Source organism: Actinomycetospora aurantiaca (genome assembly GCF_037401875.1).
Lineage (GTDB): Bacteria > Actinomycetota > Actinomycetes > Mycobacteriales > Pseudonocardiaceae > Actinomycetospora > Actinomycetospora aurantiaca.
The window spans coordinates 43830-62671 of record NZ_JBBEGN010000017.1 but is presented as its reverse complement, the minus strand read 5'-3'; the positions used below and the strand labels follow the sequence as shown (position 1 = coordinate 62671).

The window sequence follows — 18842 nt, the reverse complement described above, 5'->3', positions numbered from 1 at the left end:
GAGGTACTCGCGTGGATCTGACCCTGCTCACCGACGCCCCCACCACGGCGGAGCGCGCGGCGGTCGACGCGGTCGTCGGGAACGCGGGGACGGCACCCAGGACGCCGGCCGGCCCGGACCTCGGCACCGGCGCGGCGGACGAGGGCCGGCGGGACCTCCTGCTGCCCGCGTTCCACGCGGTGATGGACGCCGTGGGCTGGATCAGCCGCGGCGCCCTGTCCTACGTCTGCGAGACGCTGCACGTGCCGCCGGCCGAGGCGTACGGGGTCGCGACCTTCTACGCCCTGTTCTCGGTGAACCCCCGCGCGCCGCGGGTGGCGCACGTGTGCGACGACGTCGGGTGCGCCGCGTTCGGCGGCGAGGACCTGTGCCGCGCGATCGAGGAACGCCTCGGCCCGGCGGGCACCGGCGAGGAGGTCACCTGGACCCGCAGCCCGTGCCTCGGCCTGTGCGAGCGGGCGCCGGCGGTGTTCCTGCAGAAGACGGACGGGCACGGCCAGATCGCGCCGGCCGACGCCGACGCGGTGGTCCACGCCCTCGACGGGGAGGACGTGGCCGGCCCGGATCCCGTCGTCAGCACCCCGCAGGCCGGGTCGCCGGACCTGGAGCTGCTGTCCCGGGTCGGGGTCGTCGACCCGGCGGACCTGGACTCCTACCGTGCCGCCGGCGGCTACGCCGGGCTGCGCCGGGCGCTCGCCGTCGGGCCCGCGCGGGTGGTCGACGAGATCACCGTCGCGTCGCTGACCGGGCGCGGTGGCGCGGCTTTCCCGACCGGCACGAAGTGGTCCGCGGTCGCCGGCTCCCCGGACCCGGTCAAGTACCTGGTCTGCAACGCCGACGAGTCCGAGCCGGGCACCTTCAAGGACCGCGTGCTCATGGAGGCCGATCCGTTCGCGCTGGTCGAGGCCATGACGGTGGCCGGGATCGCGGTCGGCGCCCGGACCGGCTACCTCTACGTGCGCGGCGAGTACCCGGCCGCCGAGACGGCGATCCTGACGGCGGTCGACGAGGCCCGGCGCCACGGCTACCTCGGCCCCGACGTCATGGGCTCCGGCCGCGCGTTCGACCTCGAGGTCCGGCGGGGGGCGGGCGCGTACATCTGCGGCGAGGAGACCGCCCTGATGAACTCGCTCGAGGGCCGCCGTGGGGAGCCCCGGGCCAAGCCGCCGTTCCCGACGGTGGCCGGGCTGTTCGGCAAGCCCACGGTCATCAACAACGTCGAGACGCTGGTCAACGTCCTGCGCATCGTCACCGAGGGCGGGCCCGCATTCGCGTCCGTCGGCTCCGGGCGCTCGACCGGGACGAAGCTGTTCTGCCTGTCCGGGGTGGTCGCCCGACCCGGCGTCTACGAGGTCCCGATGGGGACGACGCTGCGCGAGCTGCTCGAGCTCGCCGGCGGGGTGCCGCCACGCCTGAAGGCCATCCTGCTGGGTGGCGCGGCCGGCTCGTTCGTCACGCCCGACCAGCTCGACGTCCCGCTCACCCTGGAGGGCACGCGCGAGATCGGCGCGACGCTCGGCTCCGGCGTGGTGCTGTGCTTCGACGACTCGACCGACTTCGCCGCGGTGCTCCGACGGATCGCGGGGTTCTTCCGCGACGAGTCGTGCGGGCAGTGCGTGCCGTGCCGTGTCGGGACGGTCCGGCAGGAGGAGGCGCTCGCGCGCATCGTCCGCGGCCGCGAGATCGGCGGGCGCACCGTCGAACTGCAGTTGCTGACCGACGTCGACCGGGTCATGACCGACGCGTCGATCTGCGGGCTCGGGCAGACCGCGGCGTCCGCGGTGCGCTCGGCCCTGTCCCTGGGACTGATCGGAGCTGCCCCGTGACCACCGTGGACCTCGGCACGATCCGCCGGCTGGTGAGCGTCACCGTCGACGACGTCGAGCACCGCGTCCCCGAGGGCGCGACGATCATGGACGTCCTGGACGACGCGGGCTGCGACACGCCGCGGCTCTGCCAGGCGCCGAACCTGACGCCGGTGAACGCGTGCCGCGTGTGCGTCGTCGAGGTCGAGGGGTCCCGGCCGCTCGTGCCGAGCTGCGCCCGCAAGGTCGAGGACGGCATGGTGGTGCGCACCGGCACCGAGCGCGTGGCGCACTCGCGGCGCATGGTGCTGGAGCTGCTGGCGAGCGCCAACGACCTGTCCCAGGCCGGCGACGACGTCGCGCGCTGGTCGATCGAGTACGGCGCCGACCCGGAGCGCTACGGTCCGCCCGGCCCGCCCGCGGAGGCCGGCGAGCGCGGGAACCGCCACGCCGGGCACCACGCGACCCCGGACGGCGAGACGCGGGCGACGGTCGCCCAGCCGGTCACCGTCGACAACGACCTCTACGTGCGCGACTACGCCCGCTGCATCCTCTGCTACAAGTGCGTCGAGGCGTGCGGGACGGACGCGCAGAACACGTTCGCGATCGCCGTCGCCGGGCGTGGGTTCGACGCCACGATCTCGACGGAGTTCGCGGTCCCGCTGCCCGACTCGGCCTGCGTGTACTGCGGCAACTGCATCGGCGTGTGCCCCACTGGCGCGCTCAAGTCGGTCGCCGAGCACGAGCGCCGCGAGGCCGGGGTGTGGGACTCCGACCACGAGACGGTCACGACGACGATCTGCTCGTTCTGCGGCGTCGGCTGCTCGCTGGAGCTGCACGTGCAGGACAACACCATCGTCAACGTGACCTCACCGTCGGACCACTCGGTGACCCACGGCCACCTGTGCATCAAGGGGCGGTTCGGGTTCCAGCACGTGCAGAACGTGGCTCCGCCTCCCTCGCCATCCGACGCAGTTCCTCCGCCCGGATCTTGAGGCCGTTCGTCCCGGAGGTCGTCGGCATCGCGTCCAGCACGTGGACCGCCGCCGGCACCTTGAACGGGGCGAGCACCTCCGCGCACCAGGCGCGGAGGTCCCCCGGCTGCCCGGCGCCGTCGAGCGTCACGAACCCGACCGCCACCGTCCCGCCGTCGGGACCCTCGACCCCGACGACCTTCGCCGTGTGCACCGCCGGGTGCGCCGCGAGCCGCACCTCGATCTCGGCCGGGTCGACGAGGAACCCGCGCAGACGCAGGGCGTCGCCCATCCGGCAGACGTAGACGAAGGCGCCCTCGTCGACGGTCACGCCGAGGTCGCCGGAGCGGAACCAGCCGTCCGCGGTCCACACGTCCGGCACGGGTCCGGCTCCGCTGCGCTGCGCGTCCCGCGGCTCCGAGCCCAGGTAGCCGTCGACCACGTTCGGCCCGCGGAACTGCAGCTCCCCCTCGACGCCGGGTTCGCGGACCTCGTCGGTGACCGGGTCGGCCGCGCGCACCTCGATGCCCGGGTGCACCACGCGTCCGCCGCCGGCCCAGCGCGCGGGCGCCGGCTCGGAGTCCGGCCACGTGGACGTCAGGGCGAACACCTCGGACGAGCCGTACACCCCCGCCGTCACGACCCCGAACTCCTCGGCCAGCCACGCCGCGAGCTCGCGCGAGCGCCCCTGGAAGTCCGCCACGCCCCACCACCGCCAGGCCGAGAGGTCCCGACGGCGGGCGCGGCACGCCTGCACCAGCCGCAGCACCAGGTCGTCGCCGCTCGCGAGGTGGGTGACGCCGACCGCGGCCATGTCGTCGAGGACGTCGTCGGCGTCGAACACCGGCTCGAGCAGCACCGCGGCGCCGGCGGCGAGCCCGGCGACGACCGCGTTGTACCCGAACACCCCCGAGAGCGGTAGCGCCCCGAGCACCACGTCGCCCTCGCGCAGGCCGAGCGCCGCCGCGCCGGCGACCCCGTGGGACAGCACGCCCGCGGTGGTGTGCGCGGCGAGCTTGGGCAGGCCGGTCGAGCCGGACGTCGTGAAGGCGACCGCGAGCGCCGCCGGGTCGGAACGCTCCGGCTCCGGGCCGTCGGTCCGCGCCGGGGTCCAGACGGCCTTTCCGACGTCGGGTGTGGACCCCTCCCCGCGCACCAGCGCGACCTCGGGCAGCACGCCGGAGCCCTCGATCGCCGCCCGGAGCCGGCCGACGAGGTCGAGCCCGTGGAAGTCCGGCGCGAGCGCGACCAGCCGGGGACGGGCCCGCGCCAGGACGTGGGTGGCCTCCTCGATCCCGTAGCGCGTGTTGATCCCGACGACGTGCCCGCCGCGCGCGGCGACCGCGCACTGCCACACGAGCGCCTCGGTCCAGTTGGGCAGCCAGACCGCGACCGCGTCACCCGGGACGATCCCGTGCTCGCGCAGGTCCTCGGCGAGCGCGCGCACGCGCTGCCAGAGCTCGCCGCGGGTGACGGTGACGAGGCCGTCCGGGGTCCGCTCGTGCACCGCGGCGACCTCGGGGTCGCGGCGGGCGAGCCGGCCGACCAGGTCGGGCAGGTCGGCCGGGCGCTCGCCCGGCGTCGGGAACGGAGCGACCCGGTGCGGGGTCACCACGGGCTCGCTCACGCTGCCTCCCGGTCCGCCGTCAGTTCCCGCAACCAGCCGTCGAGCACGGCCGCGAACCCCGGCATCTCCTCCATGGGGTAGTGCCCCACCCCGTCCAGCACCGTGCATCGTGCGCCGGCGACGCGCGAGGCCGTCCACCGCACCCGCTCGGCGTCGAGCCACAGGTCGTCCGCGCCGACCACGAGGTGCAGCGGGCAGGTGATCGCGCCGAGCTGCTCGCGCAGGTCGTGCGACGCCCAGCCGATCAGGTCGGAGTTCGAGACGACGGGGTCCTCCCGGCGGTGCATCGTCGCGATCAGGGCGGCGCGCGCCGGGTCGACCGCGCGGCCCAGGACGGCGTACGTGCCCAGCTCGGTGCGGTCCGAGCGGCTGGGTGCGGCGACGTCGGCCAGCTCGCGGCGGAGTCCCTTCACCGACGGCCGCCCACCCGTCCACGCGTCCGCGGCCATCGCGACGACGGCGTCCAGGCGGGCGGAGGCGCGCACGGCGAGGTCCAGGGCGATCTTCCCGCCGATCGAGCAGCCGGCGACGGAGAACCGCTCGAGGCCCATCGTGTCGACGAGGGCGAGGAGCCAGGCGGCGTAGGCCCCGAGGTCGTCGACCGGACCGCTGGGCGCCGGCTCGGAGCGGCCGTGCCCCGGCAGGTCGGGGACCACCACCCGGTACCCGGCCGCCGCGAGTTCCGGCGCGACGTGGCGCCATTGCGCGCCGGACTGCCCGGCGGTGTGCAGGCAGAGCACGGCGGGTGCGTCCGGCGCCCCGGGAACGCGGTGGTCCTCGACGAACGCGAGGGCGCCGCCGACGGTCAGGTAGCCGGTCACGAGGCCCTCCGGGCGGCGTCGACGAGCTGGTGCAGGGCGGAGGTGAGGCGGAGGTACTCGTAGCCGTCGCCGGAGACGGTGAACCGGCCAATCATCGCGAGCCGCATGAACGGGTTGTCCGCGGACTCGACGAGCTCGAGCCAGGTCCGGGCGTCGGCGGCCACGGTGAACGTGGCGCCGTGCGGAACGCGCGGGCTCACGTCGATCACCTGGCCGCGGTAGACCCGCAGGTGGACCTCGTCGTCGTCGCAGCGCAGGCCGATCGTGCCGTCCCACGTCGCGAGGGTCTCCGCGAACGCCGGGTCGAGGTCCGCGACGACGAGTCGGGCCCACCCGGGCGTGCCGAAGGCACGGCGGGCGTCGTCGGGGCCGTCGGTGCGGGCGGCGACCAGTGCGGCGGTCGTGCCCTCCTGGCGGGTGGCCCCGTCATCGCCGACGAGGCGCATGAGCCGGGTGACCACCCCGCGGGTGCCGCCGCGGGTACGCCGCGTCCGCACGATCGTCAGCTCCAGCCGCAGGACGTCCCCCACCCGGATCGGGGCGCGGTAGGTCCAGCGAGTGTCGAGCAGCCCTTGCACCGCATCACCGTGGATGTCCAGCGACTGCATGAGCCCCATGGCGACGGCGATCCCGAACGGACCCTGCAGCATCGCGTCCGGGCCGGCGTGCAGCGGGTGGTCGTCGCCGGAGAGGCGGGTGAACGCCGCGAGATCCTCGGCCGTGACGGCGCGGGGACCGCTGGTGAAGTGCTCCCCCACGGCGAAGTCCTCGAACCAGCGGTCGGTCCGGGACATCAGCACACCCGTCACGCGGGACCTCCGTCGCTGGAAGATACGAACGATCGTTCATCAGAGAACCATCGGCCCTCCCGGCCGTCAAGGACGCTAGCCTCGCCGTCATGAACGCCCGTTCCCCGGCCGCCGTGACGTCGCTGGTGGCGGACACCGGCCGCGGGAACGAGGCCGCGATCCTCAACGCCGCCCTCGACGCGTTCGGCGCCGCGGGCTTCCACGGCGCCTCGATGCGCGACGTCGCGAAGCGGGCGGGGACGAGTCTGTCGAACCTCTACAACTACGTGCCGTCGAAGTCGCGCCTGCTCGCCGAGGTACTCCGCCGCGCCAACGACGAGCTCACCGCCCGCCTGCGCGCCGCGGTCGACGACGCCGGCGACGACGCCGCCTCCCGGATGCGCGAGGCGGTTCGCGCCTACGTGCGGTTCATCGTGGAACACCAGGTCGCGATGGTCGTGTCGACCAACGAGGTGCGGTACCTGACCGGCGCGGACCGGGTGGCACTGGTGGCCGAGCGCGACGCCACCCAGGCCGTGTTCGAGCAGATCGTCGCCCAGGGCGTGGCCGACGGGACGTTCCGCACGCCCTACCCGGACGACGCGGCCCGCACGGTGCTCACCGCGCTGAGCGCCGTGTCCGGGTGGTACCGGGCGGACGGCCGGCTCTCGCGGGGCCAGCTCGCCGAGCAGCAGGCCCGCTACGCCCTCGCCCTGCTCGAAGCCCCGCTGCCGCACTGACGACTTGCGAGGTCCCGGTCACACCTCTACGTTACGAACGATCGTTCGTACCAAGTCGGAGGACGCGCCATGCCCGCTGGGACCGAGGTCGCTCCCGCGAAGATGCGGCGGCTCGCCGCCGCCGCGGTGTTCGCGACCACGCTGGAGTGGTTCGACTTCCTCATCTACGCGACGGCCGCGGCCCTCGTGCTGGGCCATCAGTTCTTCCCCTCGGCCGACCCGGTGGCCGGCACGCTCGCCTCGTTCGCGACGTTCGCGGTCGGCTTCATCGCGCGCCCGGTCGGCGGGATCATCGCCGGCCACGTCGGCGACCGGTTCGGGCGCAAGCCCCCGCTGGTCGCCGCGATGCTCGTCATGGGCCTCGCGACGTTCGCGGTGGGGGTGCTGCCGCCGTACTCCAGCATCGGGGTGTGGGCGCCGGTCCTGCTGGTGCTCGCCCGGCTGGTCCAGGGACTCGGCGTCGGCGCGCAGTGGGGCGGAGCGGCCCTGCTGCTGGTCGAGCACGCGCCGACGAACCGCCGCGGCTACTACGGCAGCCTCGTGCAGACCGGCGCCGTCGCGGGCGCGGTGCTGGGCAACCTGTTCTTCCTGATCCTCACGGCGACCATGTCCCCCGCGGCCTTCGACACGTGGGGCTGGCGCATCCCGTTCCTGAGCGGCCTGCTGCTGATCGGCATCGGCGTGTACGTGCAGCTCAAGATCGAGGACACCCCGGTGTTCCACGAGCTGCGGGAGCGTTCCGCCGCGGCCGCGCGCGAGGCCGGCGTCCGGAAGGCGCCGCTGGTGCAGGCGGTCCGCCACCACGGCCTCGCGATCCTGCAGGCCGCGGGTGCGTTCTTCGTCGTGAACGCCGTCTTCTACATCCTGATCTCGGGGATCCTGGGCTACGCGACGACCGAGGTCGGGATGTCGCGGACGTCGATCCTCGTCTGCGTCATGGTCGCCGGGCTCTCGCAGGTGATCACGATGCCGTTCTTCGGCGCGCTCACCGACCGGCTGGGCTCGCGCAAGAAGCTCTACCTCGTCGGCTGCGTCTCCATGGCGGTGTTCGCGTTCCCGCTGTTCTGGCTGATCGACACCGGGTCGGTCCCGCTGGTGCTGCTCGCCCTGCTCGTCGCCTTCACCATCCACGCGACGATGTACGGGCCGCAGGCGACGCTCTACGCCGAGATGTTCCCGGCCGACGTCCGCTTCTCCGGCGCCTCGCTCGGCTACCAGGTCGCCTCGGTCCTCGCGGGCGGTCTCGCGCCCTTCATCATGACGGCGCTCCTGGCGGCGACCGGCGCGTCCTGGTCGGTGGCGGTGTACGTCATCGGCTGCGCCGCGATCACGTTCGTCGCCGTCGCGTCGATCCGCGAGCGGTTCCAGCGGGACCTCTACGAGGTGTCGGAGCCCACGCGGGAGCCGGTCGCCTGACCTCCGGGCGACCCTCGCTCGTCGAGTGCGCCGCCAGGCAGGTTCGGCGGGTCGGATTCCTGCCGGACGTCGCACTCGGCGACGGGGCGCCCGGGACTCCGGGCCGAGTGCGCCACCACGCAGGTCCGGGCACCCGGATTCCTGCCGGACGCCGCACTCGGCGGGGCTCAGGCCCGCAGACCCCGCGCGAGCACCGTCGTCATGCGCCGCGCGTGATCCGGCCCCACGCCGTCCGCGGGCAGGCACAGGTGTGCCACGGCGTTCAGCAGGTCGAGCGCCGGGACGTCGTCGCGCACCTCGCCCGCGGCCACGGCGGCGTCGAGCAACTGCGTGAGCGCGGGCACGAACCGGGTCTCGAAGTAGGCCGGCAGGGCGTCGAAGGCCGGGTCGCTGGAGTGCAGGGCGGCCGCGAGCCCCCGCTTCGTCGCCAGGAAGTCGACGAACCGCCCCAGCCACCGCTCCAGGGCCTCCCCCGGCCCGTACTGCGCCGCGAGCACCGGGGCGGCCTCCGCGCACGCGTCCACCTGGTGCCGGAACACCGCGGCGACCAGGTCGGAGCGCTTCGGGTAGTGCCGGTACACCGTGCCGACCCCGACCCCCGCCCGCGCCGCGACCGCCCGCACCGGGGCGTCGACACCCGCCGTCGCGAAGACCTCGGTGGCGGCCTCGAGCAGCGCCCCGATGTTGCGCTGCGCGTCCGCACGCACCACGACGGCACCTCCTTGCAAGCGGAACGACGTTCCGTCTAGAGTTCCGGAAGCACGTTCCGTTTCGGGACGACGATAGCGCAGGGAGAACCCGATGAAGTACCGCACGCTGGGCCGCACCGGCATCCAGGTCAGCCCCTACTGCCTCGGCGCCATGATGTTCGGCGCCATCGGCAACCCGGACCACGACGACTCGGTCCGGATCATCCACCGCGCCCTCGACGCCGGGGTCAACTTCGTCGACACCGCCGACATGTACTCCCGCGGCGAGTCCGAGGAGATCGTCGGCAAGGCGCTGAAGGACCGCCGCGACGACGTCGTGCTCGCGACGAAGGCCTTCAACCCGATGGGCGACGACCCGAACATGCGCGGGAGCTCCCGCCGCTGGCTCGTCCGCGCGGTGGAGGACTCGCTGCGCCGCCTGCAGACCGACCACATCGACCTCTACCAGGTGCACCGCCCCGACCCGGACACCGACGTCGAGGAGACCCTGTCCGCGCTGTCGGACCTCGTCCACAGCGGCAAGGTGCGCGCCATCGGCTCGTCGACCTTCCCGGCGTCGCAGATCGTCGAGGCGCAGTGGGTCTCCGAGCAGCGCCACCTGGAGCGCTTCCGCACCGAGCAGCCGCCGTACTCGATCCTCGACCGCGGCATCGAGCGCGAGGTGCTGCCCGCGATCGAGCGGTACGGGATGGGGGCCCTGGTGTGGAGCCCGCTCTCCGGCGGGATGCTGACCGGCCGCTACCGCAAGGGCCAGGCACCGGACACGCACCGGGCGCAGTACGGCTTCTCCCACATGCGCGACGAGCGCCGCCTCGACGCCGTCGAGGCACTGATCGCCCTCGCCGAGAAGGCCGGGCTGTCGCTGACGCACCTCGCGATGGCGTTCGTGACGGCGCATCCCGCGGTCACCAGCGCGATCATCGGCCCGCGCACGATGGCCCACCTCGACGACGTGCTCGCCGGCGCCGAGGTCACGCTCGACGACGAGATCCTCGACCGGATCGACGAGATCGTCGCCCCGGGCACCGACGCGAGCCCGCTGCCGCACGCCTACGGCACGCCGGCCCTCGCCGAGCCCCGGCTGCGGCGCCGCCCCACCTCGACGCGGTCGGCCGCGTGAGCGCCCCGAGCTTCGGCATCGCCACCCCGCCCAGCCAGATCGCGTACCCCGAGCTCCTTCGGGTGTGGCAGGAGGCCGACACGGTCCCCGAGATCGAGCACGCCTGGCTCTACGACCACCTGCTGCCGATCTTCGGCGACCCGCTCGGGCCGACCTTCGAGGGCTGGACGCTGCTCGCCGCGCTGGCCGCCGCCACCGAGCGGATCCGGCTCGGCGTGCTCGTCACCAGCAACCGGTTCCGCCCGCCGGCCGTCCTCGCGAAGATCGCCGCGACGGTCGACGTCGTCAGCGGGGGTCGGCTCGAGATGGGGCTCGGCGCCGGGTCGCGGCCGGACGTTCCGTTCGCCCGCCGCGAGTACGAGGCCCACGGCCTGCCGTACTGGGACTCGGCGGAGGCCGTCGCCCGGCTCGGCGAGACCTGCGCCCTGCTGCGCCGACTCTGGACCGCCGACGAGCCGTTCGACGTCGACGGGGAGTATCTGCAGCTCACCGGCGCGTGGTGCAGCCCGAAGCCGGTCCAGCGCTTGGGTCCCCCGCTCGTGATCGGCGGCCGCGCCGGTCGCACCCTGCGGGTGGTCGCCGAGCACGCCGACGTCTGGAACTACCCGGGCGGCGACGTCACCGATGCGAGCGCGCGCGGCGCCCTGCTCGACCGGTACTGCGCCGAGATCGGCCGCGATCCCGCGACGATCAGGCGCTCGCTGGTCGTCGGGGTCTCGTACGACGACCCCGCCGCGACCCGGGCCCACGTCGCGCAGGCCGTGGACGCCGGGTTCACCCACCTCGTGCTGTCGCTGCCGGCGCCGTACCCGGAGAAGGTCGTGCGGTGGGTGGCCGACGAGATCGTCACGCGGAGCTGAGGAGCCGCCGCACCGTCTGCTCCAGCACCGCGGCCGGGTCGTCCGGCACCGAGGCGAACCGTGCCGCCACGTGGTGGTCCGGCCGGACCAGCACGCCCCCGGAGTCGGCGATGCCCTCGGCGGCGAGCAGCCGCGCCCAGTCGCCGTAGGGGTCCTCGATCTCCTCCCCCGGCCCGACGACGATCACGTGCACCAGGTCCGACGACGGCCACGTGCCGCCGGGGCCGGTGAACAGCGTGAAGCGGCCGTGCCCGGCGAGGTCGACCGTCGAGACGTCGCCGTGGCGTCCCGCGAGCCACACGTGCGGCACGCGGGCGCCCGGCGTCGTCGACGCGACGTGGTGCAGCTCCGGGTCCTCCGCGGAGGCCAGCGGGTCCGGCGCGAGCGAGTCCGGCACGACCGCCGAGGAGACGTAGCGCTGGTTGAGCTCGACGCCGTGCGCGTCGAACTCGTAGGCCTTGAACGCGATCGCCTCGCGCAGCTCGCGGCGCTGCTTCTCGGCCCCCGGTTCCCGACGGCGGGCCATGTTGGCCCTCATGACCTCGGGGTCGTCGGTGCCGCTCACGCCGAGGGCGTCGAAGATGCGGCCGGTCTCGCCGATGGACTGGTTCGCCCGGTCGACGACCTGCCGCCCGATCGGCGCGCGCTCGTCGGAGTAGGTGTCGAGCAGCGCCGGCCCGGCCGCCCCGCGCAGCACGTACGCGAGCTTCCAGGCCAGGTTGAACGAGTCCTGCATCGACGTGTTCGACCCCAGCCCGTTGGACGGCGGGTGGCGGTGCACCGCGTCGCCGCCGCAGAACACCCGGCCGCGGCCGTAGTGCTCGGCGGCCATGTGGTTCACCGTCCACGCCGAGCTGCCGACGATCTCCACGTCCAGGTCCTCGACGCCGACCAGCCGGCGGACCAGGCCCCGCGTGTACTCGTCGGACAGGTCCGGCGGGCCGTCGGCGACGTCGTAGCCCCAGATCGTCAGCCACTCGTTCCACGGCCGGACCATCCGCACGACGCCCATCCCGATGCCGCCGACGTCGGAGCCGGGCTGCAGCACCCAGTACAGGACGCTCGGGCGGTGGGCGACCCACGGCGTCAGGTCCGCCCGGAAGACGATGTTCAGCGACCCCGCGACGCCCATCTCGCCGCGCATCGGCAGGCCCGCGTTCTCCGCGACCTTCGACCGCCCGCCGTCGGCGCCGTAGAGGTACTTCGCCCGGATCTCGTAGGTGTCGTCCCGCAGCCGGTCGCGGACCGAGACCGTCACCCCGTCGTCGTCGACCGCGTGCGACAGGTACTCCGTGGAGAACCGGATCCGCGAGCCCACCCGCTGGGCGCCCTGCACGAGGATCGGCTCCATGAGGTTCTGCGGCATGTCGCAGATGCGGGCGGGGCTCGCCAGGCGGTGGGCCGCCTGCGAGTGCGGGTCGGTGCCCCACGAGCGCACCCGCCCCAGCTCCTCGCCCGCCAGCGAGGTGCAGAACGTCGTCGTGCCGATCTGGTCCTGCGGCGTGGACAGGGCCTCGACCTGGTCGGACACCCCGAGGTCGCGCAGCACCTCCATCGTGCGCTGGTTGGTGATGTGCGCGCGCGGCTCGGCGGCGAGCGTCTCGTAGCGGGTGACCACGATGTGGTCCACGCCCAGCCGGGCCAGCGCGAGCGCCATCGACGCCCCGGCCGGCCCGGTCCCCACGACGACGACGTCGGTGGTCACCATGGTCGGGAATCCTGATGCTTCCCGACGACCGGTTGCAACCTCAACCACGTGGCGAGCGGGCCTGGAAGTCCTGCGCGATCTCGTCGAAGGTCAGCCAGCGCACCCCGTCGTGGGCGTTGATGTACTCGATCAGCCGCTCGTGGGCGAGCAGCACCTGCGGTCGCCCGGAGACGTCCGGGTGGATCGTCATCGTGAACACCGCATAGTCCATCTCGCGGTACACCCAGTCGAACTGGTCGCGCCAGAGCTGCTCGATGTCGCGCGGGTTGACGAAGCCGTGCGAGTTCGGGCTGCCCTTGACGAACATCATCGGCGGCAGGTCGTCGAGGTACCAGTTCGCGGGCAGCTCGACCAGGTCGGTCTCCTGCCCGCGGACCAGCGGCTTCATCCAGTCCGCGGCGTCGCGCTCCAGGTCGATCTTCGTCCAGGAGTCGCCGACGCGGACGTAGTAGGGCGTGAAGTCGTCGTGCATGAGCGAGTGGTCGTAGCGCAGTCCGCGGTCGAGCAGCAGCTCGTTGGTGATCGGCGAGAACTCCCACCACGGCGCGACGTAGCCCGTCGGCCGCGTGCCCGACCGCTTCTCGATCAGCGCGATGCAGTGGTCCAGGACGTCGGACTCCTGCTGCCGCGACATGGCGATCGGGTTCTCGTGGCTGTACCCGTGCACCCCGATCTCGTGCCCGGCGGCCACGCAGGCGTCGAACTGCTCGGGGAACGTCTCCACCGAGTGCCCGGGCCAGAAGAACGTCTGCCGCAGCCCGTGGCGGCGGAAGAGCTCGAGCACCCGCGGCACCCCGACGTCGCCGGCGAACAACCCGCGCGAGATGTCCCCCGGCGAGTCCTCCCCGCCGTACGAGCCGAGCCACCCCCCGACCGCGTCGATGTCGACTCCGTAGCTGACCAGGATCTCCTTCGGCATACGAGCAGGAGTTCCCGGTCGGCTGACGGGTCTACCCGGCGCTATCCCGCCACGGGCGCCGGCTCGCGGCGCCGGCCGCGGACGAACGTGGCCGCCACGAGGGCGACCAGCCCGACGACCCCGGCGACGACGAACGCGGTGCGCAGGCCGGACGCGTCGGGCGCCGGCGCGCCGGCCGCACTGCCGAGCGCGGCCACCGTCACGAACACCGCCGTGCCGAGGGCGCCCGCCACCTGCTGGAGGGTGGACAGCACGGCGCTGCCGTGCGAGTACAGGTGGTCGGGCAGCGACCCGAGCCCCTCGGTCATCAGCGGCGTCATCATCAGGCCGAGCCCGGCCATGAGCAGGACGTGGATGCCGATCACGGCCGCGAGCGGCGAGCCGGTGCCGAGGGTCGCGAACAGCCACAGCGCACCCGCCGTCATGACCGCCCCGGGCAGCACGAGCGGACGCGCGCCGACCCGGTCGAAGAGCGCCCCGACCGGGCGGCCGAGCAGCCCGAGGACGAGACCGCCGGGCAGGACGGCGAGCCCGCTGGCGAAGGTCGAGACGCCGAGGACGGTCTGCAGGTAGAGCGGCAGCAGGATCGCCGAGGCCCCGATCAGGCACATGAACAGCGGCACGCTGGTGGCCACCGCGACCGAGAACGGGCGGCGGGTGAACACCCGCAGGTCGAGCAGGGCGACGTCGGAGCGCTGCAGGTGCAGCTGGCGTGCCACGAAGATCCCGAGTGCGACGAGGCCGACGACCACCGCGACCCACGGCGGGACCGGGTGCTCCCCGCCGGACTCGCCGATGGCCGACAGCCCGTAGAGCAGGCCGCCGAACCCGACCGCGGAGAGCAGGACCGACACGACGTCCAGCGGCACCCGGCGGGTGGTCGAGGACAGGCGCAGGTAGCGGGCGCCGATGACCAGGGCGACGATGGCCAGTGGGAACACGAGGCCGAACATCCAGCGCCAGCCCAGCCCGGCGAGGACCGCGCCGCCGATCGTCGGGCCCAGCGCCGGGGCGACCGCGATGACGATCGTGATCGTGCCCATCGTGGCCCCGCGCCGCTCGGACGGGACGAGCCGCATGATCGTCGTCATCAGCAGCGGCACCATCACCGCCGTCCCCGCGGCCTGCACCACGCGGCCCGCGAGCAGCACCCCGAAGCCCGGGGCGAGCGCGGCGAGCAGGGTGCCGGCGCTGAACAGCGACAGCGAGGTGAGGAACACCGCGCGGGGGGTGAAGCGGTCGAGCAGGTAGCCGGTGATCGGGATGACCACGGCCATCGTCAGGAGGAAGCCGCTGGTCAGCCACTGCGCCGTGGTGGCGGGGACGGCGAGGTCGACCGTGAGGTCGCGCAGGGCGACCGACAGGATCGTCTCGTTCAGGATCATCACGAACGCCGATCCGACGAGGACGGCGATCAGCAGCCCCGCGCGCGGCGGCGCGGCGGGGTCGGGGCGCGTGTCGGCGCGCGCGGTCATGGCAGGCCTTCCTGACGGCAGGTGGGAGACGGAGCGGAGCGGAGCTCGACCCGTCAGAGGTGGGCGGGGATTCAGGCGGGGAGGTCGCCGAGGACGCCGTGGGTCGCGGCGCGCACCGACTCGGAGAGCCGGGCCAGGCCCTCCTCGCGGGGCCGGATGCGACCGTCGGCGCAGTCGGCAGCGATGTCCTCGGTGGTGAGGCGCAGGGCGGCGGCGAGCGTCGCCGCCTGGACGCGGACGGCGAGCTCGTCGGGGTCGCGGCCGAGCCGCTCGGCGACGACCTCGGCCAGCACCGGCTCCGCCCGCTCGAAGACGACGAGCCAGATCGCGCGCAGCGCGGGCTCGTGCCGGGACATCGCGACGACGGCGAGGCTGGCCTCGCCGTCGGCCGCGTGCTCGGGCGGGTGGTGGCCGGCGATGAGGTGGTCCTCGAGCGCGATCCCGGCGGGCCAGCGCCGGAGGGTGTCGACGAACGCATCGGTGGTCAGGGAGAGCACCGGCTCCACGCAGCTCTCCTTGCTGCGGAAGTAGCGCCACAGGGTGCGACCGGACAGACCGACGGCGTCGGCGATCTGCTCACCCGTGGTCTCGGTGACGCCCTGCTCGCGGAAGAGCCGGATGGCCTCCCGGGAGATCTCCAGGCGCTGCAGCCACCGGCGGCGGTCGGACATCGGGCGGCGGCCGCGGGGTGGCGACATCAGGGCAGTCTCACCCATCGATCCTCCCCGGGATGTCACCGAACGCCGTTGTGGCGCTCAGTGACAAAAATACCCACGTCCTGCTCCCCGATCACGAGACGTGGGTCACCGGACGACTTTATGGCGCCCCGTGCCATTATTGCGGCGACCGCCACCCGAGGAGTCCCGTGAGTACACCTGCCGCGTCGCCCACCCGGGCGCCCGCCTTCGTGGCCGTCCTCGCCCTGGCGGGGATCACGGTCTCCCTCCAGCAGACGCTCGTCGTCCCGCTGGTGCCGCAGTTCCCCCGCCTGCTCGGCGCCGCGCCCGCGGACACCGCCTGGATCGTCACCTCGACGCTGCTGACGGCCGCGGTCGCGGTGCCGATCGTCGGGCGGGTCGCGGACATGATCGGCAAGCGCCGGGTGCTGCTGTTCTGCCTGGTCATGCTCATCGCGGGCTCCGTCGTCGCCGCCCTGTCGACCTCGCTGGTCCCGCTGATCGTCGGCCGCGCCCTGCAGGGCCTGTCGACCGGCCTGATCCCGCTCGGCATCAGCCTGATGCGCGACGAGCTCCCGCCTATGCGCCTGGGCTCGGCGGTCGCCCTGATGAGCGCCTCGCTCGGCGTGGGCGGCTCCCTCGGCCTCCCCCTGGCCGCCCTGATCGCGCAGACCGCCGACTGGCACGTGCTGTTCTGGGCCGCCGGCGGGCTCGGTGTGCTGGTCCTCGTGCTGGTGCTGGCCCTGGTGCCGGAGTCGTCCCAACGCACGGGCGGACGCTTCGACCTCGTCGGCGCCGTCGGGCTGGCGATCGCGCTGGTCTGCCTGCTGCTCGCCGTCTCGAAGGGCTCGAGCTGGGGCTGGGGCAGCGCGACGACGGTGACGCTGTTCGTGGTCGCGGTCGTGGTGCTGCTCGCGTGGGCGTTCTGGGAGCTGCGCACGCCGCAGCCGCTGGTGGACCTGCGGGTCAGCGCGCGCCGTCAGGTCCTGCTGACCAATGCCGCGTCGATCGTGTTCGGGTTCTCGATGTTCGCGATGTCGCTGGTCTACCCGCAGCTGCTGCAGCTGCCGGCCGAGACCGGCTACGGGCTCGGCCAGTCGATCCTGGTCGCCGGGCTGGTCCTCGCGCCCGGCGGGCTCTGCATGATGCTGATGTCGCCGGTGTCCGCGCGGATCAGTGCCGCGTCCGGGCCGCGGACCACGCTGATGATCGGCGCCGTCGTGGTGGCGGTCGGCTACGGGATCGGCGCGCTCTTCCACGCCGCGGTGTGGCAGCTGGTGGTCAGCTCGATCGCCATCGCCTGCGGCATCGGACTCGCCTACGGCGCGATGCCCGCGCTGATCATGGCGGCGGTGCCGGTGACCCAGACCGCGGCGGCGAACAGCCTGAACAACCTCATGCGCGCCCTGGGGACGTCATTCGCGAGCGCGATCGCGGGTGTCCTGCTGGCCTCGCTCGTCACCGCCTCCGGTGCACCGACCGAAGGCGCGTTCGTCCTGGTCATGCTGCTCGGTGCGGGGGCCGCCCTGGTGGCGCTGGCGATCATGGTGTTCGTCCCCCGGCGTCCCGCGCCGGACGCGGCGGCGGCCCCGTCGGCGGCCCCGTCGGCGGTCTCCGAGGAGCCGGACGAGGAGTCGGCCGAGGAGTCGGACGAGGAGCCCGTCACCGCCCCGGTGGCCCGCCCCGTGACGGCGCTCGTGCACGGCCACGTGCGCCGCGAGGGCACCGCGGTGGCCGGGGCGACCGTCACGGTCGTCAGCAACGCCGGCCGCCAGCTCGGACGTGCGGTCACGGGGACGGACGGCGCCTTCGCCGTCGCGGCCACGGCCCCGGGCGAGCCGCATCTGCTCGTGGTCCGCGCCGCGGGAGCCGCACACGCCGAGCACCTCGGCGGGCCGGGACCGCTGCACCGCGAGATCGACCTGAGCGGGACCACCGCCGCCCACCCCGCGCCGACCCCCGTCGCCTGAGGAGCATCGTGAGCACCACCGAGATCACCACCCGGCGCGACGGGTTCGGCCCGGCGCCCGACGTCGTCGCCGTCCGCGAGGGCGAGGGCGTCGTCCGCGTCCCGACGCCGTTCGGGCCGACCGCCTGGCTGCTGACCCGGCACGCCGACGTCCGCACCATGCTCGGCGACGCCGACGACTTCGCCAACGGCTGGACGCCCGCCGACCTCGGCGAGACCGGCCGCGACCCGCGCCAGCTCTCCGGCGACCGGGCCGGCAACCTCCTCGCGCTCGACCCGCCGGACCACACGCGCCTGCGGCGCCTGCTCACGCCCGAGTTCACGGTGCGGCGGATGCGCCGCCTCGAGCCGCGCATCGTCGAGATCGTCGACGCGCACCTGGACGCGATGGAGGCGGCCGGGGCGCCGGCCGACCTGGTGTCGGCCTTCGCGCTGCCGATCCCCTCGCTCGTCATCTGCGAGCTGCTCGGCGTGCCGTCCGCCGACCAGGACGAGTTCCAGGAGCGGACCTCGCGCCAGCTGGACATGACGCTGCCCGAGAGCGAGAAGGTGGCGCTCGCGGCCGAGGCGCTGGCCTACATGCAGGGCCGCGTGGCGGACGCGCGCCGCGACCCGGGCGAGGACCTGATCGGCATGCTCATCCGCGAGCACGCCGACACCGTCGCCGACGACGAGCTGGTGGGAGTCGCGAACCTGCTGCTCGTCGCCGGGCACGAGACGACGTCGAACATGCTCGCGCTCGGCACGCTCGCGCTGCTGCGCCACCCCGAGCAGCTCGCGCTGGTCCGCGACGACGACGAGGCCGTCCCGGCCGCGGTCGAGGAACTGCTGCGCTGGCTGACGATCGTGAACTCGGGGTCCCCGCGCCTCGCCCGGGCCGACGTGGAGATCGGCGGCGCGACGATCCGCGCCGGCGACCTGGTCTCGTTCAACCTGGCGAGCGCCAACCGCGACCCGGCGCTGCTCGAGGACCCGGAGCGCCTCGACGTCACCCGCCCGACGACGAGCCACGTCGCCTTCGGGCACGGCATCCACCACTGTCTCGGTGCCCCCCTGGCGCGGCTCGAGATGCGGGTCGCGTTCCCGGCGCTGCTGCGCCGCTTCCGGGCGCTGCGTCTCGCCGTTCCCGACGACGAGGTCCGCTTCGCCTCGCACCGCGCCATCCACGGCCTGGTGGAACTGCCCGTCGCATGGTGATGTGCGTCACTTGCGCCGCACATGGATCTCCGCGAT

Annotated in this window: 16 protein-coding genes; 8 read left to right on the top strand and 8 right to left on the bottom strand. The window is 73.9% G+C overall.

The window, feature by feature from the left end; genetic code table 11:
- Positions 1-11 precede the first annotated feature (11 nt).
- Positions 12-1826: an NAD(P)H-dependent oxidoreductase subunit E gene (locus tag WCD74_RS24465; RefSeq protein WP_337697511.1), complete on the top strand. Its 1815-nt coding sequence runs from the start codon at positions 12-14 to the stop codon at positions 1824-1826.
- Complete coding sequence (locus WCD74_RS24460; protein WP_337697510.1) at positions 1823-2800, top strand: 2Fe-2S iron-sulfur cluster-binding protein; 978 nt, start codon at positions 1823-1825, stop codon at positions 2798-2800. Before WCD74_RS24465 ends, WCD74_RS24460 begins: the two co-directional genes overlap by 4 nt.
- On the opposite strand, the gene WCD74_RS24455 is transcribed toward WCD74_RS24460, so the two are convergent.
- The 3 genes from WCD74_RS24455 to WCD74_RS24445 are packed head-to-tail and all read right to left on the bottom strand — an operon-like array spanning position 2715 to position 6036.
- On the bottom strand, positions 2715-4406 hold the full coding sequence (locus WCD74_RS24455; RefSeq protein WP_337697509.1) for an AMP-binding protein: 1692 nt from the start codon (positions 4404-4406) through the stop codon (positions 2715-2717). The two genes, WCD74_RS24460 and WCD74_RS24455, sit on opposite strands and share 86 nt — an antisense overlap.
- Positions 4403-5227: an alpha/beta fold hydrolase gene (locus WCD74_RS24450; protein ID WP_337697508.1), complete on the bottom strand. Its 825-nt coding sequence runs from the start codon at positions 5225-5227 to the stop codon at positions 4403-4405. Before WCD74_RS24450 ends, WCD74_RS24455 begins: the two co-directional genes overlap by 4 nt.
- Positions 5224-6036, bottom strand: a complete 813-nt coding sequence (locus WCD74_RS24445) for an SCP2 sterol-binding domain-containing protein (protein WP_337697507.1) — start codon at positions 6034-6036, stop codon at positions 5224-5226. The genes WCD74_RS24450 and WCD74_RS24445 overlap by 4 nt, the downstream gene beginning before the upstream one ends.
- Positions 6037-6125: 89 nt before the next feature.
- Here WCD74_RS24445 and WCD74_RS24440 point away from each other — a divergent pair, with 89 nt between their 5' ends.
- Together WCD74_RS24440 and WCD74_RS24435 are read left to right on the top strand one after the other, a co-directional pair.
- On the top strand, positions 6126-6755 hold the full coding sequence (locus WCD74_RS24440; RefSeq protein WP_337697506.1) for a TetR-type transcription factor C-terminal domain-containing protein: 630 nt from the start codon (positions 6126-6128) through the stop codon (positions 6753-6755).
- Between the two features lie 69 nt (positions 6756-6824).
- A complete protein-coding gene (locus tag WCD74_RS24435) occupies positions 6825-8171 on the top strand; it encodes an MFS transporter (protein ID WP_337697505.1) in 1347 nt (448 codons plus the stop codon).
- A 167-nt stretch (positions 8172-8338) separates the two neighbouring features.
- Here WCD74_RS24435 and WCD74_RS24430 read toward each other — a convergent pair whose 3' ends face one another.
- The gene (locus WCD74_RS24430; RefSeq protein WP_337697504.1) at positions 8339-8881 is read right to left on the bottom strand and encodes a TetR/AcrR family transcriptional regulator; all 543 of its coding nucleotides are present in this window, start codon (positions 8879-8881) and stop codon (positions 8339-8341) included.
- A 91-nt stretch (positions 8882-8972) separates the two neighbouring features.
- On the opposite strand from WCD74_RS24430, the gene WCD74_RS24425 reads away from it, so the two are divergent.
- Positions 8973-10001: an aldo/keto reductase gene (locus WCD74_RS24425; protein ID WP_337697503.1), complete on the top strand. Its 1029-nt coding sequence runs from the start codon at positions 8973-8975 to the stop codon at positions 9999-10001.
- Positions 9998-10861, top strand: coding sequence for an LLM class flavin-dependent oxidoreductase (locus WCD74_RS24420; RefSeq protein ID WP_337697502.1), 864 nt, complete (start codon positions 9998-10000; stop codon positions 10859-10861). Before WCD74_RS24425 ends, WCD74_RS24420 begins: the two co-directional genes overlap by 4 nt.
- Here WCD74_RS24420 and WCD74_RS24415 read toward each other — a convergent pair.
- The 4 genes from WCD74_RS24415 to WCD74_RS24400 all read right to left on the bottom strand — a co-directional run bounded on the left by WCD74_RS24415 (position 10848) and on the right by WCD74_RS24400 (position 15679).
- Positions 10848-12569 (bottom strand): FAD-dependent oxidoreductase, encoded by a 1722-nt coding sequence (locus WCD74_RS24415; protein ID WP_337697501.1) that lies wholly within the window; start codon positions 12567-12569, stop codon positions 10848-10850. The genes WCD74_RS24420 and WCD74_RS24415 overlap by 14 nt on opposite strands.
- A gap of 40 nt (positions 12570-12609) precedes the next feature.
- Positions 12610-13488 (bottom strand): polysaccharide deacetylase family protein, encoded by an 879-nt coding sequence (locus WCD74_RS24410; protein WP_337697500.1) that lies wholly within the window; start codon positions 13486-13488, stop codon positions 12610-12612.
- Positions 13489-13529: 41 nt separating this feature from the next.
- Complete coding sequence (locus tag WCD74_RS24405) at positions 13530-14963, bottom strand: DHA2 family efflux MFS transporter permease subunit (RefSeq protein ID WP_337697499.1); 1434 nt, start codon at positions 14961-14963, stop codon at positions 13530-13532.
- Between the two features lie 71 nt (positions 14964-15034).
- Positions 15035-15679 (bottom strand): TetR/AcrR family transcriptional regulator, encoded by a 645-nt coding sequence (locus tag WCD74_RS24400; protein ID WP_337697498.1) that lies wholly within the window; start codon positions 15677-15679, stop codon positions 15035-15037.
- 149 nt (positions 15680-15828) lie between these two features.
- On the opposite strand from WCD74_RS24400, the gene WCD74_RS24395 reads away from it, so the two are divergent.
- Together WCD74_RS24395 and WCD74_RS24390 are read left to right on the top strand one after the other, a co-directional pair.
- Positions 15829-17610, top strand: coding sequence for an MFS transporter (locus tag WCD74_RS24395; protein ID WP_337697497.1), 1782 nt, complete (start codon positions 15829-15831; stop codon positions 17608-17610).
- 8 nt (positions 17611-17618) lie between these two features.
- Entirely contained in the window at positions 17619-18806 is a 1188-nt protein-coding gene (locus WCD74_RS24390; protein WP_337697496.1) for a cytochrome P450, read from the top strand.
- Positions 18807-18842 lie beyond the last annotated feature (36 nt).

What these genes read in the sequence shown, in the direction of transcription:
- WCD74_RS24410 (WP_337697500.1), bottom strand. Translation starts at nt 13,488, where the DNA reads ATGCCGAAGGAGATCCTGGTCAGCTACGGAGTCGACATCGACGCGGTC.
- WCD74_RS24415 (WP_337697501.1), bottom strand. Translation starts at nt 12,569, where the DNA reads ATGGTGACCACCGACGTCGTCGTCGTGGGGACCGGGCCGGCCGGGGCG.
- WCD74_RS24400 (WP_337697498.1), bottom strand. Translation starts at nt 15,679, where the DNA reads ATGGGTGAGACTGCCCTGATGTCGCCACCCCGCGGCCGCCGCCCGATG.
- WCD74_RS24435 (WP_337697505.1), top strand. Translation starts at nt 6,825, where the DNA reads ATGCCCGCTGGGACCGAGGTCGCTCCCGCGAAGATGCGGCGGCTCGCC.
- WCD74_RS24425 (WP_337697503.1), top strand. Translation starts at nt 8,973, where the DNA reads ATGAAGTACCGCACGCTGGGCCGCACCGGCATCCAGGTCAGCCCCTAC.
- WCD74_RS24405 (WP_337697499.1), bottom strand. Translation starts at nt 14,963, where the DNA reads ATGACCGCGCGCGCCGACACGCGCCCCGACCCCGCCGCGCCGCCGCGC.
- WCD74_RS24440 (WP_337697506.1), top strand. Translation starts at nt 6,126, where the DNA reads ATGAACGCCCGTTCCCCGGCCGCCGTGACGTCGCTGGTGGCGGACACC.